Origin of the sequence: Actinokineospora alba (assembly GCF_004362515.1) — a bacterium.
Lineage (GTDB): Bacteria > Actinomycetota > Actinomycetes > Mycobacteriales > Pseudonocardiaceae > Actinokineospora > Actinokineospora alba.
Map to the genome: position 1 here is coordinate 878,839 of NZ_SNXU01000001.1, position 20,006 is coordinate 898,844.

Below are 20,006 nucleotides of genomic sequence, written 5' to 3' on the forward strand. Positions count from 1 at the left end.
GATGACCTGGGACTACGCGCCCGCGCCGGAGTCGCGGGCGATCGCGAACCTCAAGCCGAGCTACCGGATGTTCCTCGACGGCGAGTTCGTCGAGGGCTCCGGCGAGCCGCTCAAGACGATCAACCCGGCGACGGAGGAAGTCCTCGCCGAGGTGAGCACCGCCAGTGCGTCCGATGTGGACCGTGCGGTGAAAGCCGCGAAACGCGCGCAGGACAAGGTGTGGGGGCCGATGTCGGGCGCCGAGCGCGCCAAGTACATCTTCCGCATCGCGCGGATGATGGCCGAGCGCTCGCGTGAGCTGGCGGTGCTGGAAAGCCTCGACAACGGCAAGCCCATCAAGGAATCCCGCGACGTCGATGTGCCCACGGCCGCCGCGCACTTCTTCTACCACGCCGGTTGGGCCGACAAGCTGGACTACGCGGGCTACGGCCCGAACCCGCGCCCGCTGGGTGTCGCGGGCCAGGTCATCCCGTGGAACTTCCCGCTGCTGATGGCCGCGTGGAAGATCGCACCGGCGCTGGCCTGCGGAAACACCGTGGTGCTCAAGCCCGCGGAGACAACACCGCTGACCGCGCTGGTGCTCGCCGAGATCATCCAGCAGGCCGAGCTGCCGCCGGGCGTGGTGAACATCCTGCCCGGCGCCGGAGACGTCGGCGCGGAGCTGGTGAACCACCCGGGTGTCAACAAGATCGCCTTCACCGGGTCCACCGAGGTCGGCAAGATCATCCAGAAGTCGCTGGCGGGCACCGGGAAGAAGGTCACGCTCGAACTCGGCGGCAAGGCGGCCAACATCGTCTTCGACGACGCGCCGCTCGACCAGGCCGTCGAGGGGATCGTCAACGGGATCTTCTTCAACCAGGGCCATGTCTGCTGCGCGGGCTCCCGGCTGCTGGTGCAGGAGTCGATCGCCGAGGAACTGCTGGAGAAGCTGCACAAGCGCGTCTCCACGCTGCGCATCGGCGACCCGCTGGACAAGAACACCGACGTCGGCGCGATCAACTCGCGCGACCAGCTCACCAAGATCCAGGACCTGGTGGCGACCGGCGAGGCCGAGGGCGCGGTGCGCTGGACGTCGGCGTGTCCGTTGCCGGACAAGGGTTTCTTCTTCGCCCCCACTGTGTTCGCCGGGGTCAGCCAGGCCATGCGGATCGCCCGTGAGGAGATCTTCGGGCCGGTCCTGTCGGTCCTGACCTTCCGCACGCCGGACGAGGCCATCGCCAAGGCGAACAACACGCCCTACGGGCTGTCGGCCGGAATCTGGACCGAGAAGGGCTCCCGAATCCTGTGGGCGGCGAACCAGCTGCGCGCGGGTGTGGTGTGGGCCAACACGTTCAACCGCTTCGACCCGACCGCGCCGTTCGGCGGGTACCAGGAGTCGGGCTTCGGCCGCGAGGGCGGCCGCACGGGTCTGGAGGCGTACTTCGATGTCTGAGCGACTCAGCGTTGCCAAGACGTACAAGCTGTACCTGGGCGGCGCTTTCCCGCGCTCGGAGTCGGGCCGCACGTACCCGGTGACGGACTCGCGCGGCAAGTTCCTGGCGAACGCGGCGCAGGCGTCCCGAAAGGACGTTCGCGAAGCGGTTGTGGCCGCCCGCAAGGCTTTCGGCAAGTGGTCCGGCGCGACCGCCTACAACCGGGGCCAGGTGCTGTACCGGGTGGCGGAGCTGCTGGAGGGGCGCCGCGAGCAGTTCATCGCCGAGGTGTCTTCAAGCGAGGGCATTCAAGCGAAGAAGGCGCAGTCCATTGTGGACGCGGCCATCGACCGCTGGGTCTGGTACGCGGGATGGACCGACAAGATCGCCACGGTCCTGGGCGCGTCGAACCCGGTCGCCGGGCCGTACTTCTCGTTCTCGGTGCCGGAGCCGACCGGGGTGGTCGGGGTGCTGGCGCCGCAGAAGTCGTCGCTGCTGGGGCTGATCAGCGTGATCGCCCCGGTGATCGCGACCGGGTGCACGGCGGTCGTGGTGACGAGCCAGGACCGGCCACTGCCCGCGATCACCCTCTCGGAGGTCCTGGCGACCTCGGACGTGCCGGGCGGCGTGGTGAACCTGCTGACCGGCCACACCGCCGAGTTGGCTCCCTGGCTGGCCTCGCACGCCGACGTCAATGCCCTGGACCTGACCGGAGCGCCGGACGAACTGCGTGCGGACCTTGAGGCGTCGGCCTCGGGGACGGTCAAGCGGGTGCTGCGAGCAGCTGAGGAGGACTGGGCGAAGCAGCCCGACATCCGCAGGCTGCGCGCGGTCCTGGAGACCAAGACCGTGTGGCACCCGATGGGTGTCTAGTACCAGCGCAGGACGGTGTCGAACAGGTCGGTGAGTGGGCGCAGGTCGCCCACCATGCCCGCTTTGCAGCCCTCGATGTAGCGCTCGCCCGTGACCCGCGAGATGTCCATGTCCCAGCCGACGTGGGCGGCCAGGTGGCGGAAGAACGCCCGCTGGGTGCGGCCGTTGCCCTCGCGGAACGGGTGGATGACGTTGACCTCGACGAAGTAGAAGGTGAACCGGTCGAGGAAGTCGGCGCGGTCGAGGTCGGCGAGCAGCTTCTCCTTGCGGAGCGCGGCGAGCAGGCTGGTCAGGGACTGCTCGATGTAGCGCCAGTGGGCGAACGGCGACACGTCGCGGGCGATGTCGACGTGCCTTGGGGTGCCTGCCCACGCGTAGATGTCGCCGAAGAGGTGGCGGTGGTAGTCGCACAGGTGGGCGAAGTCGAAGCTGCCGGGCGGGGGCCGTCTGCGCAAGCTCTGGTCGCGCAGGAAGGCGAGGTCGCGTTCGACCTCGATCAGGGTGGGGCGGTCCGCGATGCCGAGCAGGTTGAGCAGGACACCGGTCGCTGGATCGGTGTACGGGTCGTCTTGGGTCACTGCTTGGTGAACTGCCGAATCCGCCTGCGTACGGCCTCGTCGGTGGTCAGTTCGCCCCGGTCGACCGCGCGGGCGTCGGCGATGGCGTCGGCGGAGACCGTCAGGCCCTCCAGGCGGGCGTTGGCCACGGCCTGGGTGATCGCTGTCTCCGAGTCGCAGATCAGTCTGCCGAAGTACTCCGCCATCACCTTCCGCGACAGCGGCTCGGTGCTGGGCTCGTCGTCGGCAAGACCGTGCCTGGCGGCGCGCCAGGGTTCCTCGTCGTGGGTCATGGCGCTGAGCTGGTGGCGGTCGAACCCGGCGTAGCGCTCGACCACCCAGCGCACGGTCGCCCGGTCGCTGTCGCCGAGCCGCTTCGGGTCGCCCTCGTCCCACGCGGCGACCGCACGCTTGCCCTCGTGGTGTCGGTACACCTCGGGGACCACCGGACCGGCCCGCCAGGCCTCGATCCGATCGGGGAACACCGGCTCGCCGGTCATCGCGAGATGCCAGCCCTGCACGTAGTAGAGAAGCTTCTGCAGGCGCATCGGGGAGTCCGGACCGGTCTCCGCCAGGATCGCGGCTGCGACGTCGTGCACGTCGGCCACACTGGCCTCCAGTCCGTTCGGCGTTGCTTCCTTGTCAAAGAATACCGGTTCTACCAGCGAATGTCCCCCGTTCAGGGTGCGCTGTGGACAACTTGCGCGCAATCACACATGCCAGTCGGCACCTTGTCATAACCTGATTCGGGATCGAGGGAGCGAACTGGGCGGGACGTGCGTCCCACTGTCGATACAAGGGGGCGACATGACCGAGTCGGACGTCGGGGGCTACCGCGGCGAAGAGGACGCGTTCGCGAGTTACACGGCGGGGGTGAACCCGCTCGCCGAGCAGCTCAGGAGCGTCGCGGGCAATCTGGCGCCGCAGGGGGAGTTCGGCGACGACGCGTTCTCCATCATCGGCGGCGAGGTGGGCCTCAGCCAGGCCATCCGCGACGCCACGCAACGGCAGCTCAGGCGCGTGAACGGGCTGGCCGACAGCATGGGCGGCACGGCCGAGGCCGTCCGCAACACGTGGACCAACCTGCAGGGCACCGAGGACGACGCGGCCGCCAGGCTGCGCCGCGCGGCGGGTGACATCGCATGACCGCCCCCGTGCGCGACCTGCTGGAGCCGATGATCCAGCCCGCCGCGACCGCCCAGCGCCACCTGGCCACCAACGACGCCGCGATCGACCAGATCGGCGGCGCCCACGCGACCCTGAGCGGATCCCTCGACACCGTCGGCTACGACGCCTCCCGCCAGGCCACGACGCTGCGCGAGGGCTGGACCGGCCAGGCCAGCCTGCGCCACGAGTCCGACGCCGCCACGCAGGCCAACACCGGCGCCGAGCTGAGCTCCTACAGCGCCGAGGTGCAGACCGCGGTCCGCGAGGCCAGCGACATCCTCAAGGTCGGCCAGAAGCTCAACCAGGACCAGATCGACGACTTCAACCGCAAGGCCGCCGAGCTGCTGCAGGCCGCCGCGGCGCTGCGCCAGGCAGGCGACCCGGCGGGCGCGCAGCAGAAGCTCACCGAGCTGGCCCGGTACGCCGCCCAGCTGACCGGTGACACCTCGACGAATCTCGACGCCGTGATGACCCAGCTGACCGGCGTCGTCACCAAGCTGACCGGCGGCGCGGGCAGCACCAGCGCCGCGAGCGCGGAGACCCCGACCGCCTACAACGACCGCCAAGGCGGCGGTGGGGGCGGAGGCGGCGGCGGTGGAGGAGACGGCGGCGGAGGCGGTGGTGGCGGTGTCGCGACCAAGCGCAGGCTGCCGATGGCCATCCCGCCGCAGCCGGGCACGGGCGTGCAGGTCAACCTGCCCGACGGCAGCTCGGTCATGGCCCCCAACGAGACCGCCGCGAAGGCCGTGCGGGCCGCGCTGAGCCAGCTCGGCGTCCCGTACGTCTGGGGCGGCACCTCCCCGGGCTCGGGCCTCGACTGCAGCGGCCTGACCCAGTACGCCTATGGCGAGGGCGGCCTGGAGATCCCCCGGACCTCGCGTGAACAGGACATCGGCGCCGAGGTCCCGTCGGCCGACCAGCTGCTCCCGGGCGACTTGGTCTGCTGGGAAGGCCACGTCGCGATGTACATCGGCAACGGGCAGATCTGCGAGGCGGGCGACCCGGTCCAGGTCGGGCCGCTGCGCACGACCAACTCCGGGATGCCGTTCGTCGGGTTCTACAGGCCTACGGGCTGATATTCGGGTTAAAACAGACTGACGCTCTAGGATTGGAAGAGTGGAGATCGACATCGATCATGAACTCGACACGGTGGTCCGCCGCGTCGAGCAGACCGAGCAGCGCGCGCAGCGGATCGGCCCGGTCACCGGGCAGGCCGCCAGCGGCGACGGCGCGATCACCGTGGAGGTCCGGCCGGGCGGCCTGCTGTCCGAGGTCAAGCTGACGCCCGCGGCACTGTCGAGCGGGTCGGACGCCCTGGCCGCGCAGATCATGGCCCTGGCCGAGCGGGCGACCCGGCGCGCGGGCGCGAACATGCACGCCGCGCTCGCCCCGGTGCTGGGCCCCGAGGGTGAGAAACACCTGACGTCCCTGGGCTACGAGCCCGACGACGAGGACGACGACGAGGCCTTCGACACCCCGCTCGGGCACCAGCAGCGGCGGCGGGTCCGATGACCGAGCGGGAGCCGATCCGGCGCAGCACCAAGCAGCTGATCGAGGACGGGCGCGCCCGCCAGGAGGCGATGGCGAACATCGACACCGTCCTGGCGGGGGTCCGCGGCACCGCGTACGACAACCACCAGAGCGTCCGGGTCACCGTCGACGGCCGCGGCAAGCTGCTGGAGCTGTGGCTGCGCCAGGACGCCGTGCGCTGGGGCGCCGACCAGCTCGGCAGGCTGATCGTGATGGTCGCGCAGGCCGCGATGGACCAGGCGACCCAGGCCGGCTACAACAAGCTGGGCCCCATTCTGGGCGACAACATGACCTACGCCATCGAGTTGATCTCCGGCCGCTCCGCGCCCGCGCGAAACCCGCAGGCCAGGGGCATCACCGCCGAGGAATTCCAACGCAGGCGCGACGAACGGATGGCCAACGGCCCCACGAAGGCCGAACCGGTGGAGGACGACGGGTTCGACCCGGACGACCCGCTGTCCTTCGACCTGTCATCCCTACGTTCGGATCGTTGATCCGACCCCGTAGGCTGCCCGACGCACCCCGAACGTACGCCGATGGCTGCGCGACCAGGAGGACCTCCAATGGCCCAGGACATCGTCCCGATCGAGCTCGGGCTGCCGCAGGGTGACGTCGTCACGCTGTGGGCGCCGCGCTGGCGGGAAGACGGTGAGGAGTGGGAGGCGTTCCTCGGGCACGAGGACGACCTCTACGGCTTCCCCGACGCCGCCCACCTCGCGGCCTTCGTCCGCACCACCGAAGAGCACGACCTGTCCGACCACCCGGCCTGGCACCTGGTGCCCGCGCTGTCGGTGGCCGAGCTGATGCCCGACGACGCGCACCAGTACGACCTGGTGGGCGTGCCGGAGCTGGTCGCCGACGAGCCCGACACGTGGGTGATCAGCGAGCTCGCCGACATCGTCGCGATCGTGCGCTCGCTCGCCGACGTGTGCGAGCTCGACGAGGTGCACGAGGTCCTCAACTCCGCCGACGGGTTCTCGGTGCTCGACCAGGGCACCTTCCCGTTCACCGGCCGCGACGGCGAGCGCCTCTGGACCGACCTGGCCGAGACGATCGCCGAGCGCTGGGACGAGGTCCTCGACGCGCTCGACTCGGTCGTCACCGCGCCGGAGGTCGACGAGACCGCGCTGGAGAAGAGCGCCGAGGAACTGGTCGCGTTCCACGCCGAGGCCGCTGAGGCCGCCGCCGAGGACGACGACCTCGAGCCGGTCGACGCCGAAGCCGACGATGACGCTGTCGAGGCCGCCGAGGAAGAGGCTCCCCCGACGTTCTGGTCCGAGGTCGGCATCGACCCGATCAAGATCATCACCGACGGGTCCGAGTACTACACGCTGCGCTGCTACCTCGACGACGAGCCGATCTTCCTGGGCTCCGACGGCAAGATCGACGTGGCGACGTCGGCGCGCGGGCTGGCCAAGTTCCTGGCGAACGGCGACCACTCGGAGAACGACATCGCCGAGGTGTCCACGTGGGACGCGGTGGCCGCGAAGGCGACCGACGGCAGCCTCGACCTGGAGGTCGAGACCGACAACACCTACGTGCTGCAGGGCCTGGGCGACGACCTCGCCGAGGGCGTCGACGCGGTCGACCCGGTCCAGCTCGACCTCGCGGTGGAGCTGCTCACCGACACCGCCGACTGGGCGGGCGACGAGTCGGTCGGCGAGGCGCTCAACCAGTCCGAGAGCCTCGGCTGGCTGGTCAGCTTCATCCTGGCCCCGGACCCGACCCGGATGGCGCCGAGCGCGCCGTTCGACAAGGAGTCGGCGACCTGGAACAAGCTGGTCCAGGACTTCGAGGACCGCCTGCGTACGCACTAAGCACTGACCTGACGATGGCCCCGGCTCCCTGTGAGCCGGGGCCATCTTCGTCTCAGTGCCCCATGAGCTTCGCGTAACCGGGCTTGATCACGTCGTTGATGATGGCCAGCCGCTCCTCGAACCCGATGAACGCGGACTTCATCGCGTTGATGGTGAACCACTGCAGGTCGGACCAGCCGTAGTCGAACGCCTCGACCAGGGCCGCCATCTCGCTCGACATCGAGCAGCCACTCATCAGCCTGTTGTCTGTATTGACCGTGACGCGGAAGCGAAGCGAGGTCAGCAGGCCGATCGGGTGCTCGCCGATGGAGGTCGCCGCACCGGTCTGCAGGTTGGACGACGGGCACATCTCCAGCGGGATCCGGCGATCGCGCACATAGGACGCCAGCCGTCCAAGGTGGACGGACCCGTCGGCGGAGACCTTGATGTCGTCGACGATCCGCACGCCGTGCCCGAGCCGCTCGGCGCCGCAGTGCTGGATGGCCTCCCAAATGGACGGAAGGCCGAACGCCTCACCGGCGTGGATGGTGAAGTGCGCGTTCTGCTGGCGCAGGTACTCGAAGGCGTCGAGGTTTCGGGTGGGCGGGAAGCCCGCCTCCGGGCCGGCGATATCGAACCCGACGACACCGGCGTCGCGGTAGCGCACGGCCAGTTCGGCGATCTCCAGCGAGCGCGCGTTCTGCCGCATCGCGCACAGCAGCGTCCCGATGCGGATCGTGCGGCCCGCGGCGGCGGCCCGGCGCTCGCCCTCGCGGAACCCCGCCTGCACGGCCTCCACGATCGCGTCGAGTTCCATGCCGCGCTCGGTGAACAACTCCGGGGCGTAACGGACTTCGGCGTAGACGACGCCGTCGGCGGCGAGGTCCTCCGCACATTCGGCTGCCACCCGGACGAGTGCCGCTTCGTCCTGCATGACACCGCACGTGTGCGCGAACGTCTCCAGGTAGCGGACGAGCGATCCGGAGTCGGCCGCGTCGCGGAACCAGGTGCCGAGTGCGTCGACGTCGGTGGCCGGAAGATCGGAATAGCCGTTGGCCTCGGCAAGATCAATAACCGTGCCCGGCCGCAGGCCGCCGTCGAGGTGGTCGTGCAGCAGGACCTTGGGGGCGGTGACTATGGCCTCCGGGGTCACCGGAGTTTCGACATGCTTCGACATGCAGACACGGTACTCACAATGTGGGCTCACCCGATCGGGTAGCCACGCGGTCACGTATGGTTCGGCCCGGTCGCGAATCAAGCAACGCGGCTGTACGCCGAACGGTCCAATCGTCCGTGTCTGGACCGACGAACTAGCAACGGGTGGTGTATGGACGCCTTTTGGGACTGGCTAGGCTCCCCACAGTCGTCTGCATCTCCCCTCCCCAGGACGAAGGTCACCTCCGTGAACGAGAGCACGAACCCCACGGTGTCGTTCGACCGGATGCGCAACATGCTCACGCGCGCGGCCGAGATCCGTGAGAGCGAACAGCAGCAGATCTTCGACGCCCTGGATGAGATCCATGCCAGGCTGTCGCCGCTGGAATCCATCGGGTCGGTGCGCAAGCGCCTGTCCGAGATGCCGGACCGCACCGAGGTCGCGGTGCTGGCCGACCGGCTGGACGCGGCGATGTCGAAGCTGGAGTCTCAGGACAACGCGATCGCGGCCATCGCCCGCGCGGTCGACAGCATCGTCGACAAGCTCGCCACCCCGTTCGCGCAGCTCGACGGCCGTCTCGACGGCATGTCCGGGCGGTTCGAGGGTGTCGCGGGCCGGATGGATGGGCTGGAGGACAAGCTCTCCAACATCCACCGCCGCATCGACGAACTCGACCACCACCTGGACAAGCAGGACGGCAAGATCGACCAGGTCCCGTCCCTGGCGAGCACCCCGGTCCGCGAGCGCATCGAGCTCATGGAGACCGCGCTGCGCGGCCGCCTCGACGAGGTCGACGAGGGCGTGCACGAGCACCTCGACGGCACCAAGGACATCCTCGCGCGGACCGTCGCCGAGACGTCCGACGTGGTGCAGACGAAGATCACCGCTTCGACCGACGCGGTCCAGGGCAAGCTCGCGGAGACCGCGACGGCGCTGACCGGCAAGGTCACCGAAACCTCCCAGTCGCTGCACGGCAAGCTGGCGGACGCCTCCTCGTCGCTGCACGGGAAGTTGGCCGAGGCTTCCACCTCGATTCAGGGCAAGGTCACCGAGTCGACCGACGCCGTCCAGGGCAAGCTGGCCGAGTCCACCGACTCGCTGCAGACCGCGCTGCTGGAGACGTCCTCGTCGCTCGAGGGCAAGCTGGTCGAGACGTCGGCGTCGCTGCAGGCGCAGCTCGCCGAGACGTCCACCTCGCTGCACGACAAGGTCACCGAGTCCTCTTCGTCGGTGATCGGCAAGGTCGCGGAGAGCTCGGCGTCGGTCGAGGGCAAGGTCGCGGAGTCGGCGCAGGCCATCGAAGGCAAGGTCACGGAGACCTCTTCGTCGGTGATCGACAAGGTCGCGGAGTCCGCGACCGCGCTGCAGGGCAAGCTGGCGGCGTCCACCGAGGCGCTGCACGGCCGCTTCACCGAGACCTCGGACTCGCTGCACGGCAAGCTCGACACCAGCGTCCAGCAGCTCGACAACACCCGCCTCGAACTGGGCACCTCCCTCGGCGAGTCCCGCGACGCGGTCGCGCTCAAGCTTGAGGAGGCCACCGTGGCCCTGCAGGAAGCGCTGCGGGAGACCAAGGAGACCGTGGACGCCAGCGACCGCCTGGAGGCGCTCGCGCAGCGCCTGGAGAAGGCCTTGGCGAACCTCGACGACATGGCGACCCGCCTGGACACCGTCGAGGACGGCTTCACGGCCCGCCTCAACGAGCTGCGTGGGTCGATCCAGCAGAGCCTGACCAAGGTCGAGGGCACGCTGTCGAACCAGCCGGACAACACGTCGGTCGAGTCGATGATGAAGAAGACCAACGAGGAGTCGGTCCGCCGCATCGGCGGCCACCTGGACGAGGCCATGGCCACGTTCGCCGAGCTGATGATGGGCGGCGGCACCCCCAGCCCGCCCCCGCCCACCGCGCTGCCGCGCCAGGGAAACCGCCGCCGTACCAACGGCAAGGGCCCGAAGTCGGCCGACAAGGTGCGTGACGACAACTCGGAGGACACCGACATCGCCGCGGGCGCCTAGGTTCCTACACACGACAAGGCCCACCTCGTGAGAGGTGGGCCTTGTTCGTTTCACACCGCGCTCAGGTCACCAGTCGCACAACCCTTATGCCCGCTTCGCGGCACCTGGAACGCGCGTAAGCGTGGAAAGGCCGAGGGGTAGTGCCGGGCAGGCGGTTGCTCACGTCCCATCGGGCGATGGCCGCCGAAGCGGGCGCCGACGCAACTCCGCTGGCGGGGAGCAGCCCATGATGGGCTCCCATTGCACGTCCGCACCGGGACCCCCGAATGACCCCCGGTCGCCGGGACCGGGGGCGCACGAGTCAGGCTGCGACCGGTTCCGCCTTCTTCGCCGGTGCGGGCACGTGCCGCAGCGTGCGGTAGGCGAAGGCGGCGGTCAGGGCGACCACCACGGCACCGAACATCGCCGTGATCGTGAAGCCCTCGGTGAAGGCGATGCGGGCCGCCGTGATCACCGTCGGATCGCCCGACGCGACCGCTCCGCCGAGGGTTTCCTGGGCGATCCGGGCGAGGTCCGCGGGCAGCGAGCCCACCCGCCCGGCCATGTCGGCGTGATAGATCGCCGCGCCGACGCTGCCGAGGATGGCCATGCCGAGGGCGGCGCCGAGTTCGCTGCCGGTTTCCGATACCGCCGATGCGGCACCGGCTTGTTCGGCGGGGGCCGCGGTGAGGATCAGGTCGGCCAGCAGGGACACCGTCATCAGGACGCCGCCCGCGACCAGGCCTGAGCCGACCAAGACGAGCCACAGCGGTGAGTCCGCCCGGACCTGGGTGAGCACTACGAACGCCGAGGCGAGCACGACGAGGCCGGAGGTGACCAGCTTCGACACGTGCACCTTGTTGGCGAGCATCCCGGAGATGGTCATGCACACCATCACCCCGGGCATCACCGCGAGCGACCACAGCGCCGCCTTGATCGGGCTCATGCCGAGCACCAGCTGCAGGTACTGGTTGGTGAACAAGGTGATCCCGATGAAGCAGAACATGCTCACCACGCTGACCGTGACCGCCGCGCTGAAGGTCCGGTTCGCGAACAGGGCCAGGTCGACCAGCGGGTTCGCCGTGGTGCGCTGCCGGTGGATGAACACGGCGCCGAGTGCCAAGCCGAGGATGAGCGCCGCGACCGAGTCGAGAGCGAGGCCGTCGACGGCGAGCTGCTTGATCCCGTAGATCACCGCGATCATCGCCACGAGGGACATGCCCGCGCCCGCCAGGTCGAAGCGACCGGACTCCGGGGCGCGGAACTCCGGGAGCAGCAGCGGGCCCACGACCAGCAGCAGCGCCATCGCCGGGACGTTGATCAGGAACGCCGAGCCCCACCAGAAGTGGTCGAGCAGGAAGCCGCCGACGATGGGGCCGATGGTCGCGCCCAGGGTCAGGCCTGCGGTCCAGACCGCGATCGCGGTCTTGCGCTGCGCGGCGTCATGGAACATGTTGCGGATCAGGGCCAGGGTGGACGGCATGAGCGTCGCGCCCGCCAGGCCGAGGAGGCCGCGGGTGAGGATCAGCAGTTCCGCGGAGTTCGAGTAGGCCGCCGCCACCGACGCCACGCCGAAGGCCGCCGCGCCGATCAGCAGGAGTTTGCGGCGGCCGATCCGGTCACCGACCGCGCCCATGGTGATCAGCAGGCCGGCGAGGACGAAGCCGTAGGCGTCCATGATCCAGAGCTGCTGGGTGGCCGTCGGTCCGAGGTCGGCGCTGATGAAGGGCAGGGCGAAGAACAGGACGCTGACGTCCATCGAGACCAGCAGGCACGGCAGGACGAGCACCGCGAGCCCGATCCATTCCTTGCGTCCGGCGACGAGATTGTCGTTCATTGGGCATCCCCCTCTAACTGCGTATGTCATACGCGCTTCTGCGTAAGTTATACGCAGAACTAGGATGTGGAGTCAACCCGGACCGGAAAGCGGAGGACATGGCGGAGCAGACGAGCACCGGCTTGCCCCGGAGCATCGAGGCGGCATGGGGGCTGGGCGAGCGGCCCAGCCGCGGCCCCAAGCCCGGCCTGACCCTGGGCCGCATCGTCGCGGCGGCGATCACGGTCGCGGACACCGAGGGCCTAGACGCGCTGTCGATGAGCCGGGTCGCGAAAGAGCTCGGCTCCAGCGCGATGTCGCTGTACCGCTACGTGACGGCGAAGGACGAGCTGCTGACCCTGATGGTCGACGCGGGCTACGGCCCCCCGCCCGAACCGTCGCCCGACGACTGGCGCGCGGGATTGACGAACTGGGCGCGGGCGGAGTTCCTGGCGCTGATCACCCGCCCCTGGCTGGTCCAGGTGCCGATCGCCGGCCCGCCCGTGACGCCGAACCAGCTCGGCTGGCTGGAGAGCGGGCTGAAGTCACTGTCCCGCACCGGGTTGGACGCGGCCGAGAAGATGTCGGCGATCCTGCTGGTGACCGGCTACTCCCGCAACGCCGCGACGCTCGCGATCCAGGTCGTCGCGCCGCCCGGCGAGCAGATCATGCCCGACTACGCCGCCGTCATCCGCAAACTGATCGACCCGAACACCTTCCCCGAGCTGACCGCTGTCGTGGACTCAGGCATCTTCGACGCCGACGACGACCACTCCGCCGAGTTCGACTTCGGGCTCGACCGCATCCTCGACGGCGTCGCCGCGCTGCTCCCTAAGGGCGCAGCGTCTCGAGAATGAGCGGCCCGATCTCCGGGGCGGTGTCGCCGATCTCGTACGAACCCACCAAAGTGGACAGTGCGGCGTCGACGGCCTCCGGCGTGTCGGTTCGCAGTTCCAGCACCGGATCCCCGGCACGCACCGACTCGCCCGGCTTGGCGTGGCAGAGGATTCCCGCCGCGGCCTGCACCGGGTCCTCCTTGCGGGCCCGGCCCGCGCCCAGCCGCCAGGCGGCGACACCCACTGCGTAGGCGTCGAGCTTGGTGACGACTCCATCGCGGTCGGCCTTGATCACGTGCACGTGCTTCGGCTCGGGCAGCGGCGCCTCCGGGTCACCGCCCTGGGCCCGGATCATCCGCGCCCACGTCTCGTATGCCTCGCCGGACGCCAGCATCCGCCCGGGGTCCACATCGGACAGACCGGCGAGGTCGAGCATCTCGCGCGCCAGCGCCAGAGTCAGCTCGACGACATCCGCCGGACCATCACCCCGCAGGACCTCGATCGACTCGGCTACCTCCACGGCGTTGCCCACCGCGCGACCAAGCGGAATGGACATGTCGGTGATCAGCGCCGAGATCTTCAAGCCCCGCGACACCCCGATGCCCACCAACGCCTTCGCCAGCGCGCGGGCGTCGTCGGCGGTCTTCATGAAGGCCCCGGAGCCGAACTTGACGTCGAGGACCAGCGCGTCGGCGCCCTCGGCGATCTTCTTGCTCATGATCGAGCTGGCGATCAGCGGGATCGACTCCACCGTGCCGGTGACGTCGCGCAGGGCGTAGAGCTTGCGGTCGGCGGGGGCGAGGCCCTCGGTGGCCGCGCAGACCACGGCGCCGACGTCGCGGAGCTGGGCGAGGATCTCCTCGGTGGTGAGGCGCGCGCGCCAGCCGGGGATGGATTCGAGCTTGTCGAGGGTGCCGCCGGTGTGGCCGAGGCCGCGGCCGGACAGCTGCGGGACGGCCGCCCCGCAGGCCGCGACCAGCGGCGCCAGCGGGAGCGTGATCTTGTCGCCGACCCCGCCGGTGGAGTGCTTGTCGACGGTCGGGCGGTCGCTGTGCAGGGTCAGCGTCTCCCCCGAGTCGACCATCGCCGCGGTCCAGCGGGCGGTCTCGTCGGTGTCCATGCCGTTGAGGAAAACGGCCATGGCCAGGGCGGACATCTGCTCGTCGGCGACCGCGCCACGGGTGTAGGCGTCGATCACCCAGTCGATCTGGTCGTCGCTGAGCCGGGCGCCGTCGCGCTTGGCCCGGATGACGTCGACCGCACTGAACCGTTCCACCGACATGCCTCCACAGTCTCGATACTTCGTCAACCGTATCCTCGGCCACACTCTCCGGTCTCGATGGAAGGGAACCGCCGGGGAGCGGGGTCGACGAAATCCGTCGGCCCGGTCGACCTGGTTCCCGCTCCCACACCCTGCATGGAGATCATCAAGATGAAGAACAACCGGATGGCCCTGGCCACGGCGCTGGTGTGCCTCGGTCTCGCGACCGCCGCCTGCAGCGGGGAAACCCCCGCGGAGCAGGCCCCGTCGAGCTCGAACTCCACCGAGGCGGCTCCCGCCAGCGGCGCGCCCCAGTCGGGTTCCGTGGCGACGGTGGCCACCGGGGCCCCCGCGCCATCGTCGGTGCCCGCCGCCGAGCCCGAGCCGCCGCTGAGCTACCCCGCGCTGCCCAAGGGCGCACCGAAGGACTTCCCGGTCCCCAGCGGCGCAAAGGTGTCGGCGGTCGGCGCGGACGGCTCGTTCTCGGTGACCGGGGAGGGCGCGGAGAAGGTCCTGGCCTTCTACCGCAAGGCCCTGCCCGACGCCGGATACAAGATCACCAGCGATGAGCCGACCGCGGTGGGCTTCGAGGGCGCCGCGGGCAAGGGCAAGGTCGCGGTGGACGGCGACCACGTCACCGTCACGATCAGCAAGTGACCTCCGGCCGTGGGCGGGCTCGGCCCGCCCACGGCCGCTGACCGTTCCCGAGGACGTGCGCGCGGTTCCTGACCCGCGTGCCGATGTCGCACGGAAGGACCTTCCATGTCACGAGCCCTCGTCGCCGCCGTCGTGGCGGTGATCGGACTCAGCGGCTGCTCCGGCGCCCAGGAGGCGCCGCCCGCGGCAGGCACTTCGGACACGACGACCACGGCGGCAGGCACCTCGTCCCCCGCTGTCACCGGTTCCGGAACCGAGACGCCACCGCCACCACCGCCGAATGGCACGCCGGTCACGACCACCTCGGTCGCGGCCGTGCCACCACCGGGCATGCCCCAGGACTTCCCGGTTCCACCCGGCGGCAAAGTCACCGACGCGAGCCGCGACGGACAGCTGTCGATGCTGGTCAGCGGCGTGCTGCCGGAGAAGGCACTCGGCTACTACCGGACTTCCCTGCCGCCGGCCGGGTATCAGGTCGTCCGGGAGAACACCTCGCAGCTCAGCGGCGACGAGGTCGTCAGCATCGACTTCGCGGGCAAGGGCTACACCGTCACGGTGGCGATCGACCAAGGGCAGGTCGACGTCGTCGTGGTCACGATGAAGAAGGCCTAAGGCAGCTGGTCCGGCCCGAACGCGTCGGGCAGTACCGCCGACATCGGCGCCGGACCGGCCGGGGTGTCCACCAGGCAGTCCGGTCCGCCGAGTTCGAAGATGACCTGCCTGCACCGGCCGCACGGCATGAGCAGCTCGCCCGTGCCGCTGCGGCAGGCGACGGCGACCAGCTTGCCGCCGCCGGTCATCAGCAGTTGCCCGGCCATCGTGCACTCCGCGCACAGGCCGACGCCGTAGGCCGCGTTCTCGACGTTGCAGCCGGTGACGATCCGCCCGTCGTCGACCACCGCCGCCGCGCCGACCCGCAACCCCGAATAGGGGCAGTAGGCCGACGCGGCGGCGCGGACGGCTTCGGCCCGAAGCGCGTCCCAATCGATCATTTGCCCTCGCCCCTGCGGTAGACCTCGCCGATGGCGCGCGGGACCCGCAGCCGTTGCGACGCCAGACCCAGGACCAGCAGGGTCACCACGTACGGCGCCGCGCCGACCAGTTCCGCCGGGACCTGGTCGCTGACGAAGTACCACCAGCCGAACAGCACGCCCAGGGCAGCGGCCACACCGGAGAGCACGCTGTGGCCCGCCCGGAACTGGATCACGGCGACGAACATCAGGGCGATTCCCAGCAGCAGCAACAGGGCGTGGACCGCCGTGGAACCGCGCAGCGCGAGGGCGTCGGTGTAGCCGAACAGGCCCGCGCCGGTGGCGAGCCCGCCGGGCCGCCAGTTGCCGAAGATCATCGCCGCGAGGCCGATGAAGCCGCGGCCACCGGTCTGCCCGTCACGGAACTGACCGGAGCTGACCGCGAGGAACGCGCCGCCCAGACCGGCGAACGCGCCGGAGGCGACGACCGCGTAGTACTTGTACTTGTAGACGTTGACACCGAGCGATTCCGCCGCGGTCGGGGCCTCGCCGCAGGAGCGCAGCCGCAGGCCGAACGGCGTGCGCCACAGGACGTAGACGGTGCCGACGATCAGCGCGACCGCCAGCACCGACAGCAGCGAGACCTCGGTGAGCAGTCCGCGCAGGATTCCGGCGAGGTCGGAGATGAAGAACCATCCCTTTTCCTCGACCCGGCCCAGCGGGTCCGCGATGCCCGGCACCGATACCTTGGCGGCGTCCTCGACTCGGGGTGACTGCTTCTGCCCGCCACCCGGCGCTTTGGCGAAGTACAGCTTCGACAGGAACAGCGCCGCGGCAGGCGCCAGCAGGTTGACCGCGACACCGGAGATGATGTGGTCGACACCGAAGGTCACCGTGGCGATCGCGTGCAGCAGACCGCCGATGGCGCCGAGGAGCAGGCCGAACGCGACACCTGCCCAAGGGCCCCACTGGTAGCCCGCGTACCCGGCGCCGAACGTGCCGAGCACCATCATGCCTTCGAGGCCGATGTTGATCACGCCCGCGCGCTCGGACCACAGTCCGGCGAGACCGGCCATGGCCAGGGGCACGGCCGCGGTGATCGCGGCCTGCACGGTGCCCGCCGAGGTCAGGTCGCGCGCGTCGGCGAGCAGCCGGACCAGCGACAGCAACAGGACCGCACCCACCGCGATGAGGACGTACACCATGGGCGACAAGCGCTTCGAACGCTTGGCGGCCGGTGCGATCTCCATCCCGACCGTCAACCCGCCGGCGCTCATGACGACACCTCTTCAAGAGTCTTGGTCCGACCCAGGGCACGGCCGACTTCATGTTGTTCGGCTCGGACCCGGTAGCGCCGGATGAGTTCGTAGGCCACCACGACGGAGAGCACGATGACGCCCTGCATGATCAGGACGATCTCGCGCGGGACGCCTGCGACGTCGAGCGAGTTCGCGGTGTTGTCGAGGAAACCCCACAGCAGTGCGGCGACGGCCATGCCGACCGGGTGGTTGCGGCCCAGCAGCGCCACCGCGATGCCGGTGAACCCGATACCGGCGGGGAAGTCGAGTGCGTAGGAGTACGAAGCACCGAGCAGCTGTGGCATCCCGACCAGGCCGGCGACCGCGCCCGAGATGAGCATCGAGTAGACGACCATCTTCTTGACGCTGACCCCGCTGGCGACCGCCGCCGACTCCGACAGGCCCGTGGTCTTGAGTTCGAAGCCGAAGCGGGTGCGCGTCAACACGAACCAGTAGAGGAATCCGACCGCGACGGCCAGGAACACCAGGGCGAAGATCTTCGACGTCGACCCGGTGACCACGAGACCGTCGACGCGTCCGCCCTCGGTGATCGGGCGGGTGCTGATGTTGTTGCTGCCCGGCACGTTCTGCGCCAGGCGCGCCGGGTTGAGCAGGTAGGACACCAGGTAGGTGGCGATCGCGTTCAGCATGATCGTCGAGATGACCTCGCTGACCCCGCGGGTCACCTTGAGCAGCGCGGCGAGGCCCGACCACGCGGCGCCGACCAGCATGGCGGCGAGGATCGTCATCGTGATCCGCAGGAACGACGGCAGGCTGTCCATGAAGGCCGCGCCCGCGAGGGTCGCCGACAGCATCGCGGCGAGCCGGTACTGCCCGTCGACGCCGATGTTGAACAGCTTCATCTTGAAGCCGACCGCGACCGCGACCGCGGCGAGGTAGTACGTGGTCGCGGTGTTGAGCGAGTTGACCAGCGTCCGCGGCCGCTGCGCGGCGGCCGACATGGCGTCGACCGTCTCGATCGGCGAGTGGTCGGTGACCATGAGGATGAACGCACAGATCAGCGCGGAAAAGACCAGTGCGCCCAGTGGCGCGGCCAGTCCCAGCACGATCGCGCGGGCGGAGAACCTGCCCATCAGCCTTCCCTCCCAGCGCCGGTCATCGCGGAGCCGAGTTCCTCCGGCGTGACGGTGGCCGGGTCGTAGTGGGCGACGATCGCGCCGCGAAGGATCACCGCCAGGGTGTCGGACATGCCGATCAGCTCGTCGAGGTCGGCGGAGATCAGCAGCACAGCGAGTTGCTCGGCGCGGGCCCTGCGGACGTGGTCCCAGATCGCGGCCTGCGCTCCGACGTCGACACCGCGGGTCGGGTGCGAGGCGATCAGGACGTCCGGCTTACTGCTCATCTCACGGCCGACGATGAGTTTCTGCTGGTTTCCGCCGGACAGCGCCGAGGCGTTCACGTCGATGCTCGGCGTGCGGACGTCGTACTCCTCGACGATCCGCTGGGTGTCGGCGCGCGCGCCGCGCCGGTCGAGCAGGAGACCACGCGCGTTGGGCTTGCGGGTCTGGTGGCCGAGGATGCGGTTCTCCCACAGGGTCGCCTCCAACAGCACCCCCTGTCGATGGCGGTCCTCCGGGATGTAGCCCATCCCGGACTCGCGGCGGTGCTTGGTGGACATGCGGGTGATGTCCTTGCCCGCGAGGTGCACGGTGCCGGAGGCGGGCTCGCGGATGCCCATCAGCGTCTCGACCAGCTCGGCCTGCCCGTTGCCCTCGACGCCGGCGATGCCCAGGACCTCACCGGCGTGGATGGTGAAGGAGACGTTGTCGAGCAGCTTGCGGCCGTCGGCGCTGGTCACGGTGAGTCCGCGGGCCTCCAGCACCGGCCGGTCGGTCACAGTGGACTCGCGCAGCTCCGGGACGGGCAGCGCGCTGCCGACCATCAGCTCGGCGAGCTTGCGGGCGGTGACGTCCTTGGGCAGCACGCTGGCCACGGTGGTGCCGCGGCGCATGACGGTGATCTCGTCGGCGACGGAGAGCACCTCGTCGAGCTTGTGCGAGATGAACAGGATCGTCAGGCCCTCGGCCTTGAGCTCGCGCAGGTTGCCGAACAGCTCGTCGACCTCCTGCGGGACCAGCACGGCCGTCGGCTCGTCGAGGATCAGGGTGCGGGCGCCGCGGTAGAGGACCTTGAGGATCTCGACCCGCTGACGGGCGCCGACACCGAGGTCGTCGACCAGGTCGTCGGGGTCGATGTTGAGCCCGTAGTTGTCGGAGATCTCGCGGATGCGGCGGCGGGCGGTGTCGAAGTCCAACCCGGGCCCGGAGCGCGGCTCGTTGCCGAGGACCACGTTCTCCAGCACGGTGAGGTTGTCGGCCAGCATGAAGTGCTGGTGCACCATGCCGATGCCCGCCTTGATGGCGTCCGCCGGAGAGGTGAAGGCGACCGGCTGTCCGCCCACGAAGATTGTGCCCTCATCGGGGCGTTGCATCCCGTAGAGGATCTTCATCAGGGTGGATTTCCCGGCGCCGTTCTCGCCGACGAGGGCGTGCACGGTGCCCGGCTGGACGGCGATGTTCACGTCCGAGTTGGCGATCACGCCGGGGAAGCGCTTGGTGATTCCGGTCAGCTCAACGGCGGGGTGTCCGCCTGGCTCGCCGGTGTCCTGTGTGGCCACGGTCGATTCCTTGTCGATCGAGGTGATTCACGTGGAGTGCCGA

General features: G+C 69.7%; 19 protein-coding genes and 1 pseudogene. 11 read left to right on the forward strand and 9 right to left on the reverse strand.

Annotation, left to right across the window (positions count from 1 at the left end; genetic code table 11):
- The first annotated feature begins 1 nt into the window (after nucleotide 1).
- Both C8E96_RS04035 and C8E96_RS04040 read left to right on the forward strand, forming a co-directional pair.
- Nucleotides 2–1,432, forward strand: coding sequence for an aldehyde dehydrogenase family protein (locus C8E96_RS04035; RefSeq protein ID WP_091383976.1), 1,431 nt, complete (start codon nucleotides 2–4; stop codon nucleotides 1,430–1,432).
- Nucleotides 1,425–2,285 (forward strand): aldehyde dehydrogenase family protein, encoded by an 861-nt coding sequence (locus C8E96_RS04040; RefSeq protein WP_091383977.1) that lies wholly within the window; start codon nucleotides 1,425–1,427, stop codon nucleotides 2,283–2,285. The genes C8E96_RS04035 and C8E96_RS04040 overlap by 8 nt, the downstream gene beginning before the upstream one ends.
- On the opposite strand, the gene C8E96_RS04045 is transcribed toward C8E96_RS04040, so the two are convergent.
- Together C8E96_RS04045 and C8E96_RS04050 are read right to left on the reverse strand one after the other, a co-directional pair.
- Nucleotides 2,282–2,863, reverse strand: a complete 582-nt coding sequence (locus C8E96_RS04045; protein ID WP_091383978.1) for a Fic/DOC family protein — start codon at nucleotides 2,861–2,863, stop codon at nucleotides 2,282–2,284. The two genes, C8E96_RS04040 and C8E96_RS04045, sit on opposite strands and share 4 nt — an antisense overlap.
- Nucleotides 2,860–3,450 carry a type II toxin-antitoxin system antitoxin SocA domain-containing protein gene (locus tag C8E96_RS04050; protein ID WP_091383979.1) on the reverse strand — a complete coding sequence of 197 codons (591 nt, stop codon included), beginning with the start codon at nucleotides 3,448–3,450 and terminating at the stop codon, nucleotides 2,860–2,862. Before C8E96_RS04050 ends, C8E96_RS04045 begins: the two co-directional genes overlap by 4 nt.
- Nucleotides 3,451–3,649: 199 nt before the next feature.
- Here C8E96_RS04050 and C8E96_RS04055 point away from each other — a divergent pair, with 199 nt between their 5' ends.
- From C8E96_RS04055 to C8E96_RS04075, 5 genes are all read left to right on the forward strand, one after another.
- Nucleotides 3,650–3,988: a hypothetical protein gene (locus C8E96_RS04055; RefSeq protein WP_091383980.1), complete on the forward strand. Its 339-nt coding sequence runs from the start codon at nucleotides 3,650–3,652 to the stop codon at nucleotides 3,986–3,988.
- On the forward strand, nucleotides 3,985–5,085 hold the full coding sequence (locus tag C8E96_RS34380) for a C40 family peptidase (protein ID WP_267463806.1): 1,101 nt from the start codon (nucleotides 3,985–3,987) through the stop codon (nucleotides 5,083–5,085). Before C8E96_RS04055 ends, C8E96_RS34380 begins: the two co-directional genes overlap by 4 nt.
- A gap of 40 nt (nucleotides 5,086–5,125) precedes the next feature.
- Complete coding sequence (locus C8E96_RS04065) at nucleotides 5,126–5,521, forward strand: YbaB/EbfC family nucleoid-associated protein (protein ID WP_091383981.1); 396 nt, start codon at nucleotides 5,126–5,128, stop codon at nucleotides 5,519–5,521.
- On the forward strand, nucleotides 5,518–6,033 hold the full coding sequence (locus tag C8E96_RS04070; protein ID WP_091383982.1) for a YbaB/EbfC family nucleoid-associated protein: 516 nt from the start codon (nucleotides 5,518–5,520) through the stop codon (nucleotides 6,031–6,033). The genes C8E96_RS04065 and C8E96_RS04070 overlap by 4 nt, the downstream gene beginning before the upstream one ends.
- Nucleotides 6,034–6,102: 69 nt before the next feature.
- Nucleotides 6,103–7,356, forward strand: a complete 1,254-nt coding sequence (locus tag C8E96_RS04075; protein ID WP_091383983.1) for a primosomal protein — start codon at nucleotides 6,103–6,105, stop codon at nucleotides 7,354–7,356.
- A gap of 52 nt (nucleotides 7,357–7,408) precedes the next feature.
- On the opposite strand, the gene C8E96_RS04080 is transcribed toward C8E96_RS04075, so the two are convergent.
- A complete protein-coding gene (locus C8E96_RS04080) occupies nucleotides 7,409–8,512 on the reverse strand; it encodes an adenosine deaminase (RefSeq protein ID WP_091383984.1) in 1,104 nt (367 codons plus the stop codon).
- Nucleotides 8,513–8,776: 264 nt separating this feature from the next.
- Here C8E96_RS04080 and C8E96_RS34575 point away from each other — a divergent pair.
- Nucleotides 8,777–9,406: pseudogene (locus C8E96_RS34575) on the forward strand (hypothetical protein); the annotation flags it as partial.
- Nucleotides 9,407–10,808: 1,402 nt separating this feature from the next.
- On the opposite strand, the gene C8E96_RS04090 reads toward C8E96_RS34575, so the two are convergent.
- On the reverse strand, nucleotides 10,809–12,323 hold the full coding sequence (locus tag C8E96_RS04090; protein ID WP_091383985.1) for an MFS transporter: 1,515 nt from the start codon (nucleotides 12,321–12,323) through the stop codon (nucleotides 10,809–10,811).
- 98 nt (nucleotides 12,324–12,421) lie between these two features.
- Between C8E96_RS04090 and C8E96_RS04095 the strand changes: the two genes are divergently transcribed.
- Entirely contained in the window at nucleotides 12,422–13,159 is a 738-nt protein-coding gene (locus C8E96_RS04095) for a TetR/AcrR family transcriptional regulator (protein ID WP_091383986.1), read from the forward strand.
- Here the strand turns inward: C8E96_RS04095 and C8E96_RS04100 are convergent.
- Nucleotides 13,134–14,414, reverse strand: a complete 1,281-nt coding sequence (locus tag C8E96_RS04100) for a thymidine phosphorylase (protein WP_091384041.1) — start codon at nucleotides 14,412–14,414, stop codon at nucleotides 13,134–13,136. The genes C8E96_RS04095 and C8E96_RS04100 overlap by 26 nt on opposite strands.
- A 141-nt stretch (nucleotides 14,415–14,555) precedes the next feature.
- On the opposite strand from C8E96_RS04100, the gene C8E96_RS04105 reads away from it, so the two are divergent.
- Both C8E96_RS04105 and C8E96_RS04110 read left to right on the forward strand, forming a co-directional pair.
- Nucleotides 14,556–15,056 carry a hypothetical protein gene (locus tag C8E96_RS04105; protein WP_091383987.1) on the forward strand — a complete coding sequence of 167 codons (501 nt, stop codon included), beginning with the start codon at nucleotides 14,556–14,558 and terminating at the stop codon, nucleotides 15,054–15,056.
- 105 nt (nucleotides 15,057–15,161) lie between these two features.
- A complete protein-coding gene (locus C8E96_RS04110; protein ID WP_091383988.1) occupies nucleotides 15,162–15,668 on the forward strand; it encodes a hypothetical protein in 507 nt (168 codons plus the stop codon).
- Here the strand turns inward: C8E96_RS04110 and C8E96_RS04115 are convergent.
- From C8E96_RS04115 to C8E96_RS04130, 4 genes are read right to left on the reverse strand one after another with little or no spacing between them, the layout of a single operon-like run.
- A complete protein-coding gene (locus C8E96_RS04115) occupies nucleotides 15,665–16,048 on the reverse strand; it encodes a cytidine deaminase (RefSeq protein WP_091383989.1) in 384 nt (127 codons plus the stop codon). The genes C8E96_RS04110 and C8E96_RS04115 overlap by 4 nt on opposite strands.
- Complete coding sequence (locus C8E96_RS04120) at nucleotides 16,045–17,304, reverse strand: ABC transporter permease (RefSeq protein ID WP_091383990.1); 1,260 nt, start codon at nucleotides 17,302–17,304, stop codon at nucleotides 16,045–16,047. The genes C8E96_RS04115 and C8E96_RS04120 overlap by 4 nt, the downstream gene beginning before the upstream one ends.
- Nucleotides 17,301–18,419, reverse strand: coding sequence for an ABC transporter permease (locus C8E96_RS04125; RefSeq protein ID WP_091383991.1), 1,119 nt, complete (start codon nucleotides 18,417–18,419; stop codon nucleotides 17,301–17,303). Before C8E96_RS04125 ends, C8E96_RS04120 begins: the two co-directional genes overlap by 4 nt.
- Nucleotides 18,419–19,963 (reverse strand): ABC transporter ATP-binding protein, encoded by a 1,545-nt coding sequence (locus C8E96_RS04130; RefSeq protein WP_091383992.1) that lies wholly within the window; start codon nucleotides 19,961–19,963, stop codon nucleotides 18,419–18,421. The genes C8E96_RS04125 and C8E96_RS04130 overlap by 1 nt, the downstream gene beginning before the upstream one ends.
- Between the last annotated feature and the right edge of the window lie 43 nt (nucleotides 19,964–20,006).